Genomic DNA, 20,508 nt, shown 5'->3' on the forward strand with positions numbered 1-20,508 from the left:
ATTTTGCGCAAACGGTTTCGTCGAGAGAGCTGTTTCTCTATAATGTGCCCCGTTTTCCCTGTTGCGCCCAATGAAGCGTCGCCCGGCGCTTCGAAGACGAGAGATCTTTAATGATGGAAATTCTGCGTGGTTCGCCCGCCCTGTCGGCTTTTCGTGTAAACAAATTGCTGACCCGCTTTCAGGACGCTCATCTGCCGGTGAGTGATATTTACGCTGAGTACGTCCATTTTGCCGATGTCAGCGCGCCGCTAAGTGCCGATGAAAAAGCCCGCTTGCAGCGCCTGCTTAAATACGGTCCTTCTCTCGCTGAACATGCGCCGCAAGGGCGTCTGCTGCTGGTCACGCCGCGCCCAGGTACTATTTCGCCGTGGTCATCTAAAGCGACCGATATTGCCCATAACTGTGATTTACCGCAGGTGCGTCGTCTTGAGCGCGGTATGGCCTTTTATGTGCAAGCACCGCAATTAACCGAAGCGCAGTGGCAAACACTGGCCTCACTGCTACACGATCGCATGATGGAAACCGTCTACAGTGACTTGGCGCAAGCCGAGCAGCTGTTCGTGCATCATGAGCCACAGCCCGTAAAAAGCGTGGATATGCTGGGTGAGGGTCGTCAGGCGCTGGTTGAGGCGAACATTAATCTGGGCCTGGCGTTAGCAGAAGATGAGATTGATTACCTGCTCGACGCCTTTACAAAATTGGGTCGCAACCCAAACGACATCGAACTGTACATGTTCGCGCAGGCCAACTCTGAGCACTGCCGTCATAAAATCTTCAACGCTGACTGGATTATCGACGGCGAGAAACAGCCAAAATCGCTGTTTAAGATGATTAAAAATACCTTTGAGCAGACGCCTGATTATGTCCTTTCTGCTTATAAAGATAACGCCGCTGTGATGGAAGGCTCCGAAGTGGGCCGTTTCTTCGCAGACGCGGATAAAGGCGAATATGCCTATCATCAGGAAGCAGCACACATCCTGATGAAAGTTGAAACCCACAACCACCCAACCGCAATTTCTCCGTGGCCGGGTGCAGCAACCGGCTCCGGTGGTGAAATCCGTGACGAAGGCGCAACGGGACGAGGTTCCAAACCTAAAGCCGGTTTGGTTGGTTTTTCGGTATCGAACTTACGTATTCCCGGCTTTGAACAGCCATGGGAAGAGGATTTTGGTAAGCCAGAGCGCATCGTAAGCGCGCTGGACATCATGACCGATGGCCCGCTGGGTGGCGCAGCCTTTAACAACGAATTTGGTCGTCCGGCGTTAAATGGCTACTTCCGTACCTACGAAGAGCAAGTTAATAGCCATAACGGTACTGAGCTGCGCGGTTATCACAAGCCGATCATGCTGGCAGGCGGCATCGGTAACATCCGTGCCGATCATGTACAGAAAGGTGAGATCACCGTGGGTGCCAAACTGATTGTGCTGGGCGGACCGGCGATGAATATTGGTTTGGGCGGTGGCGCAGCGTCTTCGATGGCATCGGGTCAGTCTGACGCCGATCTCGATTTTGCCTCTGTACAGCGTGACAACCCAGAAATGGAACGTCGCTGTCAGGAAGTGATCGACCGCTGCTGGCAGCTGGGCGATGACAACCCGATTCTGTTTATCCACGACGTCGGCGCGGGCGGATTATCGAACGCCATGCCTGAACTGGTTAGCGATGGTGGTCGCGGTGGGCGTTTTGATTTGCGCGACATTCTCAGCGATGAGCCAGGTATGAGCCCGCTGGAAGTGTGGTGTAACGAATCACAAGAGCGTTACGTCATGGCGGTTTCGCCAGAAAAACTGGCTGAGTTTGCTGCTATTTGCCAGCGCGAACGCGCTCCTTATGCGGTGATCGGTGAAGCCACCGAAGAACTGCATTTGAGTCTGGCCGACAGCCATTTCGATAACACGCCAATCGATATGCCACTGGATGTGCTGCTGGGCAAAACGCCTAAAATGACCCGCGATGTGGTTAAGCAGCAGGCGCAAGGCACTGCATTACAGCGCGATGGCATCACATTGACTGATGCGGTCAATCGCGTACTGCATTTGCCTACCGTGGCTGAAAAAACCTTTCTTATCACGATCGGCGACCGCAGCGTTACCGGCATGGTCGCGCGCGATCAGATGGTCGGCCCTTGGCAGATCCCTGTTGCGAACTGCGCGGTCACCACTGCAAGCCTCGACAGCTATCACGGTGAAGCTTTCGCCCTTGGCGAACGTGCGCCGGTTGCCTTGCTAGACTTCGCCGCGTCTGGCCGTCTGGCGGTAGGTGAAGCACTGACTAACATTGCAGCCACGCAGATTGGTTCACTGAAGCGCGTTAAGCTTTCAGCAAACTGGATGTCTGCAGCGGGCCATCCGGGTGAAGATGCCGGTTTGTACGAAGCGGTTAAAGCGGTGGGCGAAGAGCTCTGTCCGGCGCTGGGCATCACTATTCCAGTGGGTAAAGACTCAATGTCGATGAAAACCCGCTGGCAAGAAGGTACCGAGCAGCGTGAAATGACGTCACCGCTGTCGCTGGTGATCACCGCTTTTGCGCGCATTGATGATGTACGCCGCACTGTAACGCCAGAACTGCAGGTAGAGCAGGATAACCTGCTGTTGCTTATCGATCTGGGTAATGGCGCGAACACATTGGGCGCAACGGCGCTGTCGCAGGTTTATCGTCAGTTAGGTGACAAACCCGCAGATGTGCGTGATGCGCAGCAGCTAGCGGGCTTCTTTAATGCTATTCAGGCGCTGGTGGCTGAGCAGAAACTGCTGGCTTATCACGATCGTTCCGATGGTGGCTTGCTGGTAACGCTGGCAGAGATGGCGTTTGCAGGGCATTGCGGCGTGGATGTTGATATTGCTGCACTGGGCAGCGATGCGCTGGCGGCCTTGTTTACTGAAGAGTTGGGCGCGGTGATTCAAATTAATGCTGCCGATCGTGCTGCGGTAGAGAAGATTCTTGCCGATCACGGATTAGCCGCTTGCAGCCATGTATTGGGTAGCGCACAGCAGGGCGATCGCTTTGTTATCCGCGCGGGTGACAGCGCCGTATACAGCGAAAGCCGCACGACGTTACGTACCTGGTGGGCAGAAACCACCTGGCAGATGCAGCGCCTGCGTGACAACCCGGTTTGTGCCGATCAAGAGCATGAAGCCAAGAAAGATGACAACGATCCGGGCCTGAACGTCCATCTGACCTTCAAACCGGAAGAGGATATTGCTGCGCCAATGATCGCTACCGGAGCGCGTCCGCGTGTTGCCGTATTACGTGAGCAAGGCGTTAACTCACACGTTGAGATGGCAGCCGCTTTTGATCGCGCAGGTTTCACGGCAGTTGACGTGCACATGAGCGATTTGCTGGCAGGTCGACGCGGTCTGGAAGAATTCCAGGCTTTAGTTGCCTGTGGCGGCTTCTCTTACGGTGACGTACTGGGCGCAGGCGAAGGCTGGGCGAAGTCAATCCTCTTCAACACCCGCGTGCGTGATGAATTCGAAAACTTCTTCCATCGCCCGCAAACCTTAGCGCTGGGCGTGTGTAACGGTTGCCAGATGATGTCCAATCTGCGTGAATTGATTCCAGGCAGTGAGCTGTGGCCACGCTTTGTACGTAACCAGTCAGAGCGTTTTGAAGCACGCTTTAGTCTGGTTGAAGTTGCAGCAAGTCCATCGCTGTTGCTGAATGGCATGGTCGGTTCTCATATGCCCATCGCCGTTTCGCACGGTGAAGGTTTTGTTGAAGTGCGTGATGGCACGCACCTCGCGGCGCTGGAAGCGAAAGGTCTGGTTGCGTTGCGTTTTGTCGATAACTTCGGCAAAGTCACAGAAACCTATCCGGCTAACCCGAATGGCTCGCCAAACGGCATCACCGCCGTGACCAACGAAAGTGGCCGCGTTACGATCATGATGCCACACCCGGAACGTGTATTCCGTACGGTAAGCAATTCATGGCATCCGGCAGAGTGGGGCGAAGACAGCCCATGGATGCGCATTTTCCGCAACGCGCGTAAGCAGTTGGGCTGATTATAAAAGTGTTATAAAACAAGGAGGCAGCGATGCCTCCTTTTTTTAATATCGCAATGGTAGGAAAAAGGCGACAAACGGCAACTTGTTGCGTCTCCAAACAGCGACACATATCCTTTTGATTTTAAATGTTAAATTCATTATTAGTTTTCAGTGTTGGCTATTGGCGACACTTTTTCAGACCAAATGGAACACTTCGCGATGCGACGCGAACCAGCTTGTAGTAATTATCTGATAATAAAGTGATTAATTATATTGGCACGCAAATTGCTTATGTTTACGTGCGGCTCATTCACCTGTTTATGATTGCCAGGCTTCACGGCCCAGAGCTCATAAAAATCGAATGACGCACCAAACGGAGCCTGTCGTCCACCCCACCGATAATCGTTTGCTTAGCAACGTTATCAAGCATCGGACGCAACGTTGAGTTAGGCTCCACCTATTCTTACCGCGATGTCCCGGCGTCGCGTTAACGGCAGGCCTTAGCGCCTGCCGTTTTCATTTGTTTCCCTTCCTTCCCTTAGCAGAGTCCGCTAGCATCCGATAAGCGTTTTTTAGAGGAAGCGATTGCGTGAAAAAATGGCGTTTATTTCCCCGTTCACTGCGTCAACTGGTGTTGATGGCATTTTTGCTGGTGCTTTTACCGCTGTTGGTGCTGGCATGGCAAGCATGGGAAAGCCTTTCAGCCCTGAGCGAGCAGGCGGCTAATACCAATCGCAACACGTTTACCGATGTGCGTCGTAGTGAGGCGATGGCGCGCACCGCGGTGGAGTTAGAGCGCAGCTATCGACAATATTGCGTTTTAGACGACGCCACCTTGTCACGTCTTTATCAAACCCAGCTCACCCGCTATAACCAAATGCTCAGCTCGCACGCGAATAGCCTGCCGGAACTTCCCGCTTTCCAAACGGTGCAGGCTATCATGCCGCAGCTGACCCAGCTGCAATGCGACAATGGAAATCCCGTTGCGATTGCATCGCAAGCGTTGGATCGCTTTTCAGCCACTAATGCGCAGTTAGTGCAGGACACGCGACAGGTTGTATTCTCGCGGGGTTTACAACTGCAGCGTGAAATTGCCGATCGTGGACAGTTTTTCGGCTGGCAGGCGCTGATTTTATTCATCATCAGCCTGGCGTTGATGCTGTTGTTTACCGGTATGATTATCGGCCCAGTGAAAAGCGTTGAACGCATGATCAATCGACTCGGCGAAGGGCGAGAACTGGGCAACAGCGTGGTTTTTCGTGGGCCGCGTGAGCTGCGCTCACTCGGTCAACGTATTGTCTGGCTAAGCGAACGGCTGGCATGGCTAGAAACCCAACGCCACGAATTTTTACGCCATCTTTCCCACGAACTGAAAACGCCGTTAGCCAGCCTGCGCGAAGGTGCCGAACTGTTGGCTGACGAAGTCGTCGGCTCGCTCAATACCGATCAAAAAGAGGTTGTTGCGATATTGGATGGCAGCAGCCGTCATTTGCAGCAACTGATTGAACAATTGCTCGACTACAATCGTAAGTTGGCCGACAGCCCAACGCCGCTTGAAACGGTAGCGTTGGATGAGATTATCGATATGGTCGTCAGCGCACATGCTTTGCCCGCCCGAACTAAACTGATGCACACCGAAATCGCGCTTAAGGTGACGCGTTGTCTGGCGGAGCCGATGCTGCTAATGCGCGTTATTGATAATCTCTATTCCAACGCCGTGAACTACGGCAGCGAATCCGGTAACATCTGGCTGCGCAGCCAGCAGCAGGGCGACAGAATTTGGATTGAGGTCGCAAATACCGGTACGCCGATCCCCGCAGAAGAGCAAAAAATGATTTTCGAACCTTTTTTCAAGGTAGCCAACAGCGTCAAGGGCCGATCAAAGGCAGCGGACTGGGACTGAGCATCGCCAAAGATTGTGTTCGTCGCATGTTTGGCGATCTTACATTGGTCGATAGCCCAGACGCCGACGTTTGTTTTCGCATTGAACTGAACACCACAGCCGGGAACGTCTGATCGATGAAACTCTTTACACCTTTGTTGCTAAGCATGTTAAGCGGCCTGTTGCTCAGCGGATGCCAGACTGCTCCCGCTTCACCTTCGCACGCTTCGACACAGCCGGTTGCAGAGCCTGATGTGAAATTAGCCGATTACCTTGCTACAGATTGCGACAATGTCTGGCAGATTGAAACGGACGCAGCCATGAGCAATCCACTTTACTGGCTGCGTGCTATTGATTGCGCTGAACGTTTGTCGCCTGCGCAAGCACGAGCAGAAGCTCATCGCTGGCCAGCTGAAAACTGGTCGCGCGCCTTTAAACAGGGCGTATTACTGGCTAACGGTAACGTCACGCCGTTAGAACGACGCGATTATGTCGTGACGCTTGATGCCTTCAGTAATACCTTTCCAGCGGCGGTTCGTCCCCTTATTCAGCTCTGGCGCAGCAATCAGGCGGGGCAACTTGATCTGAGCGAGACGCGTACACGCTATTCTCACCTGCAACAATCGAGTGACGTGCAGATGGATCATCTGCGACAGCAACAATTGCAAATGCGTCAACAATTAGCCGACACCCAGCACAAGCTGGAGCGACTGACCGACATCGAACGCCAGCTCTCATCGCGTAAAGCACCGGACGTTTCCGACAGCACCCACGGCACAGCCTTGCCGCAAGAAGAGGATCAGTAATGGTAAAACAACCGGCGCGCCTGTTGCTGGTGGATGACGATCCCAGCTTATTGAAACTGTTAGGGATGCGTCTGAGCAGCGAAGGTTATCAAGTCACCACCGCTGCCAGCGGGCCAGAAGCGTTACGTCTGCTGCAAAAGAGAAGATCGAGCTGGTGATCAGCGATCTGCGTATGGATGAGATGGACGGCCTGGCACTATTTGGCGAGATCCAGAAACGTCATACCGGTTTGCCGGTGATCATTCTTACCGCGCATGGATCAATCCCAGATGCAGTATCTGCTACTCAGCAAGGTGTATTCAGTTTTCTGACTAAGCCGGTGGATCGCGATGCTTTATACAAGGCTATCGACGACGCGCTGGCGCAGCGGGCACCGCTCAACGACAACCGCTGGAGCGAAGCGATTGTTACGCGCAATCCACAAATGCTGCACTTGCTTGAACAGGCGCACATGGTGGCGCAATCCGATGTCAGCATATTGATTAATGGTCAAAGCGGAACCGGAAAAGAGATTCTGGCGCAGGCGATTCACGCGGCGAGTCCGCGCGCGACGCAACCGTTTATCGCCATTAACTGCGGCGCGCTCCCGGAACAGTTGCTGGAATCAGAGCTGTTTGGTCACGCCAAAGGGGCCTTTACTGGCGCGGTCAGTGCACGTGAAGGGTTGTTCCAGGCTGCGGAAGGTGGCACGCTGTTTCTTGATGAAATTGGCGATATGCCGCAGGCGCTGCAGGTAAAACTGCTGCGCGTATTGCAGGAGCGCAAAGTGCGTCCGCTGGGCAGCAACCATGATATTGCCATCAATGTACGCATCATCTCCGCGACGCATCGCGATCTGCCGAAAGAGATGGAGAAGAAAGAATTTCGCGAAGATCTTTTCTATCGTCTGAATGTCGTGAATTTAAAGATTCCTACGCTGCACCAGCGCACGGAAGATATTCCTTTGTTAGCTAATCACCTGTTACGTCAGGCCGCGGAACGGCATAAACCGCAGATTCGCAGCTTTTCAGTGGACGCCATGAAACGATTAATCTCGGCAAGCTGGCCGGGAAACGTGCGTCAACTGGTGAACGTAATAGAGCAATGCGTGGCGCTTAGCTCTTCGCCCGTGATTAGTGATGCGTTAGTTGAGCAAGCGCTGACCGGCGAAAACAGCGCGCTACCCACCTTTGTCGAAGCGCGAAATCAGTTTGAGCTGAACTACCTGCGTAAACTGTTGCAGATGACCAAAGGCAACGTGACGAATGCGGCTCGTCTCGCTGGACGCAACCGCACCGAATTTTATAAGCTGCTGTCGCGCCATGAACTGGACGCCAGTGATTTTAAAGAGTAGTTTTCTGCCGCAAAAGGCACGATAAGCCCGCGGCACCGCCAGGAACATTTATACTTGAGAAACCCTTCCGACCACGGAGGAGAGAGAAAAGGGTCCGATATGAAAAAGATTGATGCAATTATCAAACCATTCAAACTCGATGATGTACGTGAAGCCTTAGCTGAAGTCGGCATCACCGGGATGACCGTAAGTGAAGTCAAAGGTTTTGGTCGTCAGAAAGGTCATACCGAACTTTATCGTGGTGCGGAATACATGGTCGATTTTCTGCCAAAAGTGAAAATTGAAATGGTGGTGGGGGATGATATCGTCGATACCTGCGTCGAAACCATTATGAAAACCGCGCAAACCGGCAAGATTGGTGACGGTAAAATCTTTGTATTCGACGTTGCGCGCGTAGTGCGTATCCGTACCGGCGAAGAAGACGAAGAAGCGATTTAAGCCAGGTTCAACAAAAAGCCCGCAACGGTCAACGCTGCGGGCTTTTTTATTTTTAATGCATTCACTACAAAACTTTGTGCGGGCCAAAGACTTCATAATGAATGCGATCGACCTCTACACCCGCGTCACGCAGTTGAGTGCCGACAAATTGCATAAAGCCCACAGGACCGCAAAGATAGTAATGCGTATTCTTGTCCTGTAAGCGTGCTGACATCAACGTCACATCCATCAAGCCTTGTGCATTAAAACGATCCGCATCCTGTTCAGTTGGCTCGCGATACCAAATCTGCTGAACGAAATCCTTCAGGCGTTTGCCCGTCGTGGTAACTTCCTCACTGAACGCGTGCTGTTCACCGTTTTCAGTGGCATGCAGCCAGCTTACAGGCGCGGCGTGATGTTGGTCGGCTAGGGTATGCAGCATCGCCAGCATTGGCGTTTGGCCGACGCCGGCGGAAATCAGCGCAACCGGCGTGGCAGGATCAATCTGCATAAAGAAATCGCCGTGTGGGGCGGCCAGTTGAACCTCATCACCTACTTTAGCGTGCTGATGCAAATAGCCAGAAACCGTGCCTTGCGCTTCACGTTTCACCGCAATGCGATAATCTTTGCCGTTGCTGCTGTGGGTCAGGGAATACTGACGAATTTGCTGATGCTCAAACGCCGCAGGATGCAAATGTACCGTCACATATTGTCCCGGCTGGAAGGTCGCTACCGCACCGCCATCAATCGGGGTCAAGGTGATGCTTTTGATCACGGCGCTTTGTTGCTCAATAGCGCTGATACGGAAAGCACGCGTGCCTCGCCAACCGCCCACCTGCTGCTCAGACTCTTGATAGATTGCCTCTTCACGCTGGATAAACACCTGCGCAAGCACACCATACGCACGTCCCCAAGCCGCCAATACCTCTTCGCCTGGATTCAACAGCTCTTTAATGGTTGCTAACAGATGCTCGCCGACAATGGCATATTGCTCAGGCTGAATATTGAGGCTGGTATGTTTCTGCGCAATTTTTTCCACGGCGGGCAACAGCACCGCAAGGTTTTCTAAATTTGCACCGTAGGCGCAAATAGCATTAAACAGCGCTTCGCGCTGCGCGCCGTTGCGCTGGTTATTCATGTTGAACACGTTTTTCAGTTCAGGGTGATGCGACAACATGCGGTCATAAAAGTGGGCGGTAAGTTTTGGGCCACAGGCCGCAACGGCAGGAAGGGTTGATTTCACGGTAGCGATGGTTTGTGCATCAAGCATAAGGAATCCCTTGGTTTGTTAAGTTGTATATTAAATGCATCTTATAGCCGCTTGGTTTAACTGTAAATTACCCCTACTTTTTTACAGTGACAAATTTGGCAACTTTTCGTTGCATCGTTAGAGAACTTCCCTCACAACGTGAGGAAAAATAGTGAGGCTTAAGGCGTGTAAAACGGCGTAAAAAACCTTTGCCAGTGCGGGGCCAAACGTTTGCGTAAAAAGAGGGGATTCGCGCTACCGTCACTAGTTAAAACGGTTTACACTGTGGGCCTTCGCGCCTAGCGGGGCTTAAATTGCCGTTAAAAAGATAGCTGAGTCAGGAGATGCGGATGCTAAAGCGTGATATGAACATTGCCGATTATGATGCCGAGTTGTGGCAGGCGATGGAGCAAGAAAAAGTGCGTCAAGAAGAGCACATTGAACTGATTGCTTCTGAAAACTACACCAGCCCGCGTGTTATGCAGGCGCAAGGTTCTCAGCTCACCAACAAATACGCGGAAGGCTATCCGGGCAAACGTTACTATGGCGGCTGCGAATACGTTGATATCGTTGAGCAACTGGCGATTGACCGTGCAAAAGCGCTGTTTGGTGCAGACTACGCTAACGTGCAACCCCATTCTGGTTCCCAGGCTAACTTCGCTGTTTATACCGCGCTGCTGAAGCCGGGCGACACCATTCTGGGTATGAACCTGGCACACGGTGGTCACCTGACGCACGGTTCACCGGTAAACCTGTCCGGTAAGCTCTACAACGTGGTGCCTTACGGCATCGATGAAACCGGTAAAATTGATTACAACGAATTGGCTGAGCTGGCGAAAACCCATCAGCCTAAAATGATCGTTGGTGGTTTCTCTGCGTATTCAGGTATCTGCGACTGGGCAAAAATGCGTGAAATCGCAGACAGCGTAGGCGCTTATCTGTTCGTGGATATGGCGCACGTTGCGGGTCTGATCGCAGCTGACGTTTATCCAACGCCAATTCCGCATGCTCACATCGTCACTTCAACCACTCACAAAACCCTTGCGGGTCCTCGTGGTGGTTTGATCCTTGCAAAAGGCGGCGACGAAGAGCTGTACAAAAAGCTGAACTCTGCGGTGTTTCCGGGTGGCCAGGGCGGCCCGTTGATGCACGTCATTGCAGGTAAAGCCGTTGCTTTCAAAGAAGCGATGGAGCCTGAGTTCAAAACGTACCAGCAGCAAGTTGCGAAAAACGCGAAAGCGATGGTAGAAGTGCTGATTGAACGCGGTTACAACATTGTTTCTGGCGGCACCTATAACCATCTGTTCCTGATCGATCTGGTAAGCAAAAACCTGACCGGTAAAGAAGCCGATGCTGCATTGGGTCGCGCGAACATCACCGTGAACAAAAACAGCGTACCAAACGATCCTAAGAGTCCATTTGTGACTTCAGGCGTGCGTATCGGTACCCCAGCTGTAACGCGTCGTGGCTTCAAAGAAGCGGACGTGCGTGAGCTGGCTGGCTGGATTGCTGATGTGTTGGATAACATCAACGACGAAGCAACTATCGAACGCATCAAGCAGAAAGTCTTGGAAATTTGCAGCCGTTTGCCGGTTTACGCGTAAGCGTTTAGTCGGCAGGGTTAGCAGAAAAAGGATGGCGAAAGCCATCCTTTTTATTGCCGCAACTACAGTGCTCTGCCAAAGTAGCGGCCATTCTTGCTGCGTCGCAGCATCTTTGCTGGAGGGAATATGGCAATCGGCTCCGCCAAATGGCTCGGATTGAGCTACTTCACTTACTTCTTTTGTTATGGCATTTACCTGCCTTTCTGGGGCGTGTGGTTAAAAGGCACAGGCCTTGATGCTGAGAAAATTGGTCTGCTGCTCGGCTGTGGCATGGTGGCGCGTTTTGTCGGCAGCTTGCTGATTGCTTCACAAGTACGAAATCCCGCTCAACTCATCACCGCGCTGCGTCTGCTGGCATTAATGACCTGTCTGTTTGCGGTAGGTTTTTGGGTGGGAGAGCAATGGCTGTGGCTGCTGATGGTGATGGTAGGTTTCAATCTGTTTTTCTCGCCGCTGGTGCCGCTTAGCGATGCGCTTGCCGCAACCTGGACGCAGCAAATTGGTCTGGCGTACGGCCCTGTAAGACTTTGGGGGTCGCTGGCCTTTGTCATTAGCTCGGCATTAACGGGCCTGCTGGTCAGCGCGTACTCATCACAGGCAATCTTAGCGTTGTTATCACTTGGCGGGATTTGTATGTTGGCGGGCTTGATGCTGTCACCCGCTACACGACCGCAGGGCAGCGAAAGACAAGGTGCCGCAGACGGCGGCTGGCAAGCCTGGCGATCTTTATTACGTGAAAATGCAGTCTGGCGCTTTATGTTATGCGTCACGCTGTTGCAGGGCGCGCACGCCGCTTACTACGGCTTCAGTGCTATCTGGTGGCAAGAAAGCGGTTATTCTGCCTCGGTGGTGGGCTATTTATGGTCACTGGGCGTTGTGGCAGAAATCATCGTGTTTGCTTCGAGTAATCGATTATTCCACCGCTGGAGCGCACGCGATTTATTGTTGTTGTCGGGTATTTGCGCCTTGATTCGCTGGAGCTTATTAGGTGCCAGCACCGCGCTACCGTTGCTCATTGTGGCGCAAATTCTTCATTGTGGCAGTTTCACGGTGTGTCATCTGGCCGCGATGCGTTTTATTGCCGCACGCAAAGGTGCGGAAGTGATCCGCCTGCAGTCGCTTTACTCTGCGTTGGCGATGGGCGGCGGTATTGCGGTAATGACCATGATTTGCGGTGTCCTGTTTACGCATTTGCAGGGACATCTGTTTTGGGTCATGGCGCTGGTAGCGCTGCCTGCTCTGTTTTTACGTCCGCGTTACGACTCCAGTAAATAACGAATCCGCTGCTGATGATGTGCGGTCAGCGGCAGTTCAGCATGGATCAGCGGCGGTGAAAACAGTGGTAGCGAGGTTGCATAGGGCGAGATCACCATATCGATCTCGCGCGGTGCGCCATCGCGCTGGAAATCACGTATTGCCTGATATTTGATATTAATTGGCAACAAAGTGATCTCACGAATTTGCTGCTCGACCTCTTGCTCAAGCTGAGGATTTTCGCCGGTTAGCAGCAGCACCTGCTTCTCCTGCAACGCGTTTTCCTGCATCAGCCACGCGCCGAAAATCACCGTAATCAGGCTGATCTCTTCCGGGTTAAACGCCACTTCATAATCTGTCTCAAACGCAGTTAACGCTTGTTGCGTGGTCCGCAGCAGGCGTGGATAGAGGTGAGCAACGTCAAGCGCCACGCTGTTATCAATGCCAATCGTGAAATGGAGGCGATCCAGCGCCTGAGCTAAATGGGTGTAAAGCTGCTGCCGCAATTCGCTGCGATCAGCGAAGGTGACTTCGGCGCAGCGCTCAAAATCATCGATCAGTCTGTCAGTGGAGATCATCAAACGGTATTCACTAGGATGCTTCAACGATTCTGCATTGGGCGCATGGATCAGGCTAAACAGCAGCGTCCAAAATTCAGCTTCGGAGGGATGCGGTGCAAGGTGGCAACGCTTTTGCCAATGATGAATCACATCCATTGCAACGTCCCGTTCAGCTTTATTGAGTAGCCATGCACATTGCTGTTCATTGAAAAGTGCGGGCTGGCGCTGGCATAGCCCATATTTCATTAAAATCTGTAAAAAAGACGATCGCGTGGCGTAAAATCACGCGCCAGCCGCTGGCTACAATGTTGGATAAGCGCCTGCAAATTGATCTCATCGTAGAGTACTTTCTCAATTTTCATGACTTTCAAGCGTTGACGCAGCGGCGCAGCGAAATGATCACGAACAAAATCTTCCGACAAGCGCAAGCTACGCCGCAGGTTATGCAGCAAACAGATACGTCGGTCCAACTCCGTGCCATGGATGCGCAAGCTGCCGTCCACCATTTGATGCAGTTCAAGTTGGTGGTAGCGCTGTATCTCGTCACCGACATCCGCGATATCCTGTCGGGCAACCGCAGGATCTACGCCATTAAGCTGGCAAATTTTTTCTAGCGTTAATGCGGGAGTCGGCAGAAACAACAGCAGCAAGAGATGGCAACGGCGCTGGGAACGGGTGAAGAGTGGTGCTGAAGATGTAGCAGAACTCATCAATCAAAATTCCAGCGGGTAATTTTGAGCTAAGAATAGTCAACCGCCTGCGACACCGCGTAAATTGTCCGGTTTTTTGCTCAGAGGTTTAAAGCGGGTCACAAAATTTTGTTACTTATGGATTCTTTTCATCAGGAACGTTACTTTATAACATTATGAAACGCACACTTTTTGCTTTGCTGATACTGATGAGTTCGACGGCTTTAGCGCATCCGCACAGCTTTATCGATATGAAAACTGAATTAGTCGTTGATGGTGATCATTTTACCGGCCTGAAAATGACCTGGACGATGGATGAGATCACCTCCGCTGATCTGTTATATGACGCGGGTGACGCGAAACCGGGTTCGGTGATCTGGAAAAACTGGCGGCAGGCGTCATGGCTAATGTATTGGGCCAGCACTATTTTTCTGAAATCTGGCACAATAAACAGCGGGTGAAATTTTTGAATTTACCAAAAGAGTATCAGCTCTCACGTAACGGTCACAAAGCGGTGCTGGAATTCATCCTGCCGCTGGCAGAACCCCCATACTCAGCGGCCAGCGCTTCGAAATCCTGACATTCGATCCCACCTATTTTGTCGATATGTTTTATGACAATGCAGGCGCGTTGAGCTTGCCAGCCAGTTTGCAGTCGCGCTGTGCATTTGACCTTAACACGCCCAAACCAAACGATTCACTGAAGCAATATGCCTTGTCCCTGGACAAAGCAGACGCGCCGCCGGAAGAAGTCGATTTAGGACGGCAATTTGCCCAAACGGTGATATTGACATGTCATTGACGTCTTTGTCGCCACGCGTGATGCGCAGCTGGCCGCTTTGGTTACTGGCTGCATTATTGATGGTGCTGGGCGTGACCCTTTGGCTGCACTGGTCGCAGATTCTGTTGCAGAGCGTGTTGTGGCAGAAAACGCTGCACCGCGAAATGACCCAGTTGTTGCAGCAGGTAGCTGATCAACCTCATCAGGCTGGCCTTTCACTGCTGTTATTCAGCCTGCTCTATGGCGTGCTGCATGCGCTGGGCCCGGGACATGGCAAAGTCGTCATCACCACTTTTTTGGCAACCCATCCGGCAAAGCTAAAAACCAGCTTGAAACTCACGCTGCTGGCATCGCTGCTGCAAGGTACAGTTGCCATCGTGTTAGTGACGCTCATGCTGGTTATTTTGCAAACGTCGTCACGTCAGCTTCATCTCGGCAGTTTTTGGCTTGAAAAGGGCAGCTATTTGCTGGTGATTGGATTAGGCATTTGGATAGGTTATCGCGCGCTACAGTCACTTTGGCAGCAACGGCAGCAGCGTTCGGCACTAAAAATCTATACTTTACGGTCTGATCATCAACACGATGCACATTGCGGCTGCGGTCACGCGCATCTGCCCAGCGCGCAGCAAATTTCTGAGGCGGTGAATGGCAAGACGCAATTACTGGTGGTGATGTCGATGGGTTTACGCCCTTGCTCGGGTGCCATCATGATGCTGCTGTTCGCTAAGGTCATCGGCGTCTATCTCTGGGGCGTGGCATCGGCAGCAGTAATGGCCGTGGGCACCGCGCTGACTATCTCCGCCATTGGCTTGTTCGTGCAGCGATCGCGTGCTTTAGCCCAGCGGTTGGCACGCGTCAGCGGTGTAGCGAAAAGTGCACGCTTTTTGATGCCCCTGCTGGCGCTGTTGTGTAGCCTGCTATTAATATTTGCCGGAGCACTATTATGGCAATCAGTACAACCCGCATTAACCGGCGGAATTCGCCCTTTCTAATTATTAAAAAAGCGCAGCGGAATTTATATTTCCACGCGCTATTCTCCTCGCTAGTTATTTTTTCACGCCTCGGTAATATTTTTATCTCTTCACGCTTTGCTGGTGAAATGAGTTTTCTCTGTCTACGCTGAATAACAACCAAAGGGTATTAACTCACTCGGTTAGATAATTAAAAGTTTTTACTTACGTCTGTCGCAAGGAGAATACATTATGGCTGAAACTCGGATTAGTAATGGTACTACGCAAACGGTGGCAACAACGCCTGCCGGCTTACCATTGAAACGTATTTCCTGGAGCGCTGTTTTCGCAGGGGTTATATGTGCTTTGATCGTGCACATTTTATTAGCCCTGCTTGGAACCGCAATTGGCGCAACCACCATCGATCCTATGGAAGAAAAGAATCCACTGCAGCATCTCGGCACAGGTGCGTTGGTGTGGACCGCCATTAATATGCTGCTGGCTATGGCTGCAGGTAGTTACGTTGCCGGACGTTTAGCGCAGCGTGAAGGTGCAATGCATGGTTTGTTAATGTTCGGCCTGAGCACATTATTTACCATTTGGCTCGCAGTTTCACTCGCCAGCAGCGTATTAGGCGGTGCAATGAATATTGTGGGTTCAGGATTTCAGGCATTGGGTAGTGGTATTTCCGCCGCCGCGCCGTCGGTTACGCAAATGGCAAAAGATAAGCTACAAGAAAATAATATTAATTTAGGCGATCTGCAAAATGAGCTGGAAACCACGCTGCGCCAAACGGGCAAGCCGGAATTACAGCCAGAGAACTTACAGCAGGATGCAAATAAAGAAGCGCAAAATGCAGAGAACCAAGCGGCGGATACAGCTAAGCAGCCACAAAATGCTGATACTGACTTAACAAACTGGCTGCGCGGAATCATGGATCGTCACTCAGATACATTACAAGCAGCCGATCGTGACGCTTTGAAAAATATCATTAAAGCGCGTACTGGGAAAAGCGATCAGGAAGTCGATCAGATTGTGGCCCAGACTGAACAGAGCTACCAACAGGCGATGCAGAAATATCAGGAACTCAAACAGCAGGCTGAGCAAAAAGCGCGTGAAGCGGCTGAGCAGGCTGCCGCTGCTACGGCAAAAGCCAGCTGGTACGCTTTCTTCATGTTAATTATTGAAGCTATCCTGGCCGGTGTGATGGGAATGATTGGCCGTCGTACTCAGCCGCATCAGGTTCTGAGCCACGAACGTCGTTAATCTTCTTTAGTCACTGAAAGGCAATAAAAAAGGCGGCATAGGAATGCCGCCTTTTTCGTTCACGCTGTCGCGCGATACATCTCTGCTTTTAGCGCTTCAGCGCTTCACTCAGTTCTTCACGCATAGAAGAAAGCATCGCTTTTACGACACGAGGATTACCCGCTACGAGGTTACCTGAGTGCAGATAGCCGTGATTACCCGTGAAATCCGTGACCAAACCGCCTGCTTCACGCACCAGCAAATCGCCTGCTGCGAAATCCCACGGCTTAAGGCCGATCTCGAAATAACCATCAACGCGACCTGCTGCAACATACGCTAAATCCAACGCAGCTGAACCGGTGCGACGGAAATCGGCACACTGAGTAAAGAGTTTGGTAACGATGTTCATGTAAGTTGGCGCGTGCTGCTTCAGTTTGAACGGGAAGCCGGTTGCCAGAATAGTGCCATCCAGATCGCGAGCGATGCTTCCGCGCAGACGATATCCATTAAGCTGTGTGCCTTGACCACGTACTGCGCTGAACAGCTCATTGCGCATTGGATCGTAAACCACGGCAACTTCGGTGCGGCCTTTGATGCGCACAGCGATAGAAACAGAGAAATGGGGCAGACGTTTGATGAAATTGGTGGTGCCATCCAGCGGATCGATTACCCATTGAATGTCCTGATCTTCGCCCGCCAGTTCACCGCTTTCTTCGGTGATAATGGTGTGCTGCGGATATGATTTACGAATAACTTCGATAATCAGGCGTTCTGCGTCGCGGTCAACATTGGTAACGAAGTCGTTGCTGCCTTTCTGGCTAGCCTCGACGGCGTCCGGGGTTTCATAATTCTTGGCAATTAAATTTCCGGCCTTGCGCGCTGCGCGCACGGCGATGTTGAGCATCGGATGCATCGGTATCTCTCACTGGATGTTAAAGAACGGGGAAAACGGCGCGGAGTATATCAGCGTGTTCGGTAAATGTCCTGTTTTTATGTTAGGCTGAGCGCCATCATTTTCTGACCAATCCCAATTATGCTGCAAAATATTCGAATTGTGCTGGTGGAAACCTCCCACACCGGCAACATGGGCTCCGTTGCGCGCGCCATGAAAACCATGGGTTTAACGAATCTTTATCTGGTCAATCCGCTGGTGAAGCCGGATTCCCAAGCTATATCCCTGGCCGCAGGCGCCAGCGATGTTATTGGCGAAGCCAAAATCGTTGACTCGCTCGACGAGGCGATCGCCGGATGTAGCCTTGTTGTTGGCACCAGCGCACGCTCACGTTCGCTGCCGTGGCCAATGCTCGACGCGCGCGAATGCGGCATCAAAAGTGTGGAAGAGGGCCAGCAAGCGCCGGTCGCGCTGGTGTTTGGTCGTGAGCGCGTGGGGCTAACTAACGACGAATTGCAGAAATGCCATTATCACGTCGCGATTCAGGCTAATCCAGAGTACAGCTCACTGAACCTGGCGATGGCGGTACAGATCATTGCCTATGAAGTGCGCATGGCATGGCTGCAGGCGCAAGAAAAAGCCGATCCAAAACCAGAGTATCAAGCGTCACCTTATCCGCTGGTCGACGATCTTGAGCGCTTTTATCAGCACATGGAACAGATGATGCTGCGCAGCGGCTTTATTCGTGAAGCCAATCCGGGCCAGGTAATGAGCAAATTGCGTCGCCTTTATACCCGTGCGCGTCCAGAACGTGATGAGCTCAATATTTTGCGCGGCATGCTTTCTTCATTTGAGAAGCGTAAAAACAGCAAGGATGGCGACGATAATAGTTGAGTAAATTACTTGGTTAAATACTTGACTAAAATACTCGGTTAAATAGTTGACCAATTTACTCGGGAATGTCAGACTTCGGACATCTTTCGCTAATCCTCCGATAACCGGACGCTATTGAGGTCGTACGCTATGAGACTGACATCCAAAGGACGTTATGCCGTTACTGCTATGCTGGACGTTGCCCTTCATTCCCATGAAGGCCCGGTTCCGCTAGCTGATATTTCTGAGCGTCAGGGCATTTCGCTGTCGTATTTGGAGCAGTTATTCTCGCGTTTACGTAAAAATGGCTTAGTGGCCAGTGTTCGCGGCCCGGGTGGCGGTTATCTGCTTGGTAAAGAGTCGAATGCCATCGCGGTAGGCGAAGTGATCACGGCGGTTGACGAATCTGTCGATGCCACTAAATGTCAGGGCAAAGAAGGTTGTCAGGGCGGCGAGCGTTGCCTGACTCACGTTCTGTGGCGCGATCTGAGCGTGCGCATTAGTGAGTTCCTGAACAACATTACGCTGGCTGAATTGGTCAACAATCAGGAAATCCTTGATGTTGCCGATCGTCAAAATGCGAATGACAACCGTCGCTTCCAGAAGCCGCGTGCTCAGGAAATTAACGTTAACCTGCGCGCCTCTTAATCCCTGCCTCTTCGGCCCTTACTGCTAACGCGGTCAGGGCCGTTTCTGCTATAAATACGTATGAATTTTTATACGGAGCTGTAGCGCAATGAAATTACCGATTTACCTGGATTACGCCGCAACCACGCCGGCCGATCCGCGTGTGGCCAGCAAAATGATGCAATTTTTGACGCTGGACGGCACCTTTGGTAATCCGGCCTCGCGTTCTCACCGTTTTGGTTGGCAATCTGAAGAAGCGGTCGACGTTGCGCGCAATCAAGTGGCGGAACTGGTTAATGCCGATCCACGTGAAATTGTTTTCACCTCCGGCGCGACTGAATCAGATAACCTCGCCATAAAAGGCGCTGCCCATTTTCATCAGGCGCGCGGCAAACACATCATCACGAGTAAAACGGAACACAAAGCGGTGCTCGACAGTTGTGAACAACTTGAGCGCGAAGGCTTTGACGTGACCTATTTAACGCCTGCCGCTAATGGCATCATCACGTTGGATGCGCTGCGCGCTGCGCTGCGTGATGACACCGTGTTGGTGTCAATCATGCACGTCAATAATGAAATTGGTGTCATTCAGAATATCGCTGCCATGGGCGAGTTGTGTCGTGAGCGCGATATTCTCTTTCATGTTGATGCCACACAAAGCGTCGGCAAATTGCCCATTGATCTCAGCAAACTAAACGTCGATTTGATGTCCTTTTCAGCGCATAAAATCTACGGCCCGAAAGGCATTGGCGCGCTCTACGTGCGGCGTAAACCGCGTATTCAAATTGCGGCCCAGATCCATGGCGGCGGTCATGAGCGCGGTATGCGTTCGGGAACGTTGCCGGTGCACCAGATTGTCGGCATGGGTGAGGCGTACCGCATCGCCCATGAAGAGCGTGAACAAGAGATGGCGCGTTTGCAGCAACTGCGCGATCGTTTATGGCAAGGGCTTAGCGTGCTCGATAATGTCTACCTCAACGGCGATCTGCAGCAAAGTTCTGCCAATATCCTTAATGTCAGCTTTGCCAATGTTGATGGCGAATCGTTGATCATGGCCCTAAAAGATTTGGCGCTCTCCTCGGGTTCAGCCTGTACTTCTGCCAGTCTTGAACCTTCTTACGTGCTGCGAGCCTTGGGCCTGAGCGACGAACTTGCACACAGTTCGCTGCGCTTTTCGCTTGGCCGTTTTACCACTGAAGAAGAGATCGATTACGCCATCGCATTGGTGCAAAAATCGGTCACACGTCTGCGCGCCTTGAATTCTGCTGCACGCTAATCGTTAAGCCGCATGATTCTGGAAAGGGCGCTATTGTCCGGGATGCGCTGGCATCGCCTGAAATAATCTGTTATCAGGATTGTCTGCA

At 52.0% G+C, this 20,508-nt stretch carries 12 protein-coding genes and 4 pseudogenes; 13 read left to right on the forward strand and 3 right to left on the reverse strand.

The genetic code is table 11. From position 1 onward, the window contains the following. Nucleotides 1-110: 110 nt before the first annotated feature. The 5 genes and pseudogenes from purL to glnB all read left to right on the forward strand — a co-directional run bounded on the left by purL (nucleotide 111) and on the right by glnB (nucleotide 8,442). The gene (gene purL / locus KQP84_RS07810) at nucleotides 111-4,001 is read left to right on the forward strand and encodes a phosphoribosylformylglycinamidine synthase (RefSeq protein WP_215845849.1); all 3,891 of its coding nucleotides are present in this window, start codon (nucleotides 111-113) and stop codon (nucleotides 3,999-4,001) included. A gap of 1,189 nt (nucleotides 4,002-5,190) precedes the next feature. Next, nucleotides 5,191-5,999, forward strand: a pseudogene (locus tag KQP84_RS26145) (sensor histidine kinase). Between the two features lie 3 nt (nucleotides 6,000-6,002). Next, nucleotides 6,003-6,671 (forward strand): two-component system QseEF-associated lipoprotein QseG, encoded by a 669-nt coding sequence (qseG, locus tag KQP84_RS07820; protein WP_215845850.1) that lies wholly within the window; start codon nucleotides 6,003-6,005, stop codon nucleotides 6,669-6,671. Beyond that, nucleotides 6,671-8,004, forward strand: a pseudogene (glrR, locus tag KQP84_RS07825) (two-component system response regulator GlrR). The gene qseG and the pseudogene glrR overlap by 1 nt, the downstream one beginning before the upstream one ends. 99 nt (nucleotides 8,005-8,103) lie before the next feature. Beyond that, nucleotides 8,104-8,442, forward strand: coding sequence for a nitrogen regulatory protein P-II (gene glnB, locus KQP84_RS07830; protein ID WP_007886217.1), 339 nt, complete (start codon nucleotides 8,104-8,106; stop codon nucleotides 8,440-8,442). A 64-nt stretch (nucleotides 8,443-8,506) separates the two neighbouring features. Here glnB and hmpA read toward each other — a convergent pair whose 3' ends face one another. After that, nucleotides 8,507-9,691: an NO-inducible flavohemoprotein gene (gene hmpA / locus KQP84_RS07835; protein ID WP_215845851.1), complete on the reverse strand. Its 1,185-nt coding sequence runs from the start codon at nucleotides 9,689-9,691 to the stop codon at nucleotides 8,507-8,509. A gap of 329 nt (nucleotides 9,692-10,020) precedes the next feature. Between hmpA and glyA the strand changes: the two genes are divergently transcribed. Both glyA and KQP84_RS07845 read left to right on the forward strand, forming a co-directional pair. Further along, nucleotides 10,021-11,274: a serine hydroxymethyltransferase gene (gene glyA / locus KQP84_RS07840; protein ID WP_215845852.1), complete on the forward strand. Its 1,254-nt coding sequence runs from the start codon at nucleotides 10,021-10,023 to the stop codon at nucleotides 11,272-11,274. A 126-nt stretch (nucleotides 11,275-11,400) separates the two neighbouring features. Beyond that, a complete protein-coding gene (locus KQP84_RS07845; protein WP_215845853.1) occupies nucleotides 11,401-12,549 on the forward strand; it encodes a 3-phenylpropionate MFS transporter in 1,149 nt (382 codons plus the stop codon). Here the strand turns inward: KQP84_RS07845 and csiE are convergent. Next, nucleotides 12,531-13,798 (reverse strand): annotated as a pseudogene (csiE, locus tag KQP84_RS07850) (stationary phase inducible protein CsiE). The gene KQP84_RS07845 and the pseudogene csiE sit on opposite strands and share 19 nt — an antisense overlap. 155 nt (nucleotides 13,799-13,953) lie before the next feature. Between csiE and KQP84_RS07855 the strand changes: the two are divergent. The 3 genes and pseudogenes from KQP84_RS07855 to KQP84_RS07865 all read left to right on the forward strand — a co-directional run bounded on the left by KQP84_RS07855 (nucleotide 13,954) and on the right by KQP84_RS07865 (nucleotide 16,773). Next, a pseudogene (locus KQP84_RS07855) lies at nucleotides 13,954-14,578 on the forward strand (DUF1007 family protein). Continuing rightward, nucleotides 14,569-15,549, forward strand: coding sequence for a nickel/cobalt transporter (locus tag KQP84_RS07860; protein WP_215845854.1), 981 nt, complete (start codon nucleotides 14,569-14,571; stop codon nucleotides 15,547-15,549). The pseudogene KQP84_RS07855 and the gene KQP84_RS07860 overlap by 10 nt, the downstream one beginning before the upstream one ends. A 210-nt stretch (nucleotides 15,550-15,759) precedes the next feature. Continuing rightward, nucleotides 15,760-16,773, forward strand: coding sequence for a TIGR04086 family membrane protein (locus tag KQP84_RS07865; RefSeq protein ID WP_215845855.1), 1,014 nt, complete (start codon nucleotides 15,760-15,762; stop codon nucleotides 16,771-16,773). 88 nt (nucleotides 16,774-16,861) lie between these two features. On the opposite strand, the gene suhB is transcribed toward KQP84_RS07865, so the two are convergent. Continuing rightward, nucleotides 16,862-17,665: an inositol-1-monophosphatase gene (gene suhB / locus KQP84_RS07870; protein WP_215845856.1), complete on the reverse strand. Its 804-nt coding sequence runs from the start codon at nucleotides 17,663-17,665 to the stop codon at nucleotides 16,862-16,864. A gap of 120 nt (nucleotides 17,666-17,785) precedes the next feature. On the opposite strand from suhB, the gene trmJ reads away from it, so the two are divergent. The 3 genes from trmJ (at nucleotide 17,786) to KQP84_RS07885 (ending at nucleotide 20,420) form a co-directional block, all read left to right on the forward strand. Further along, a complete protein-coding gene (gene trmJ, locus KQP84_RS07875) occupies nucleotides 17,786-18,538 on the forward strand; it encodes a tRNA (cytosine(32)/uridine(32)-2'-O)-methyltransferase TrmJ (protein WP_215845857.1) in 753 nt (250 codons plus the stop codon). Between the two features lie 129 nt (nucleotides 18,539-18,667). After that, nucleotides 18,668-19,165 (forward strand): Fe-S cluster assembly transcriptional regulator IscR, encoded by a 498-nt coding sequence (gene iscR, locus KQP84_RS07880; protein ID WP_215845858.1) that lies wholly within the window; start codon nucleotides 18,668-18,670, stop codon nucleotides 19,163-19,165. Nucleotides 19,166-19,253: 88 nt separating this feature from the next. Then, on the forward strand, nucleotides 19,254-20,420 hold the full coding sequence (locus KQP84_RS07885; protein WP_215845859.1) for an IscS subfamily cysteine desulfurase: 1,167 nt from the start codon (nucleotides 19,254-19,256) through the stop codon (nucleotides 20,418-20,420). Nucleotides 20,421-20,508: the final 88 nt, after the last annotated feature.

Origin of the sequence: Candidatus Pantoea bituminis, from assembly GCF_018842675.1 — a bacterium.
Taxonomy (GTDB): domain Bacteria; phylum Pseudomonadota; class Gammaproteobacteria; order Enterobacterales; family Enterobacteriaceae; genus Pantoea; species Pantoea phytostimulans.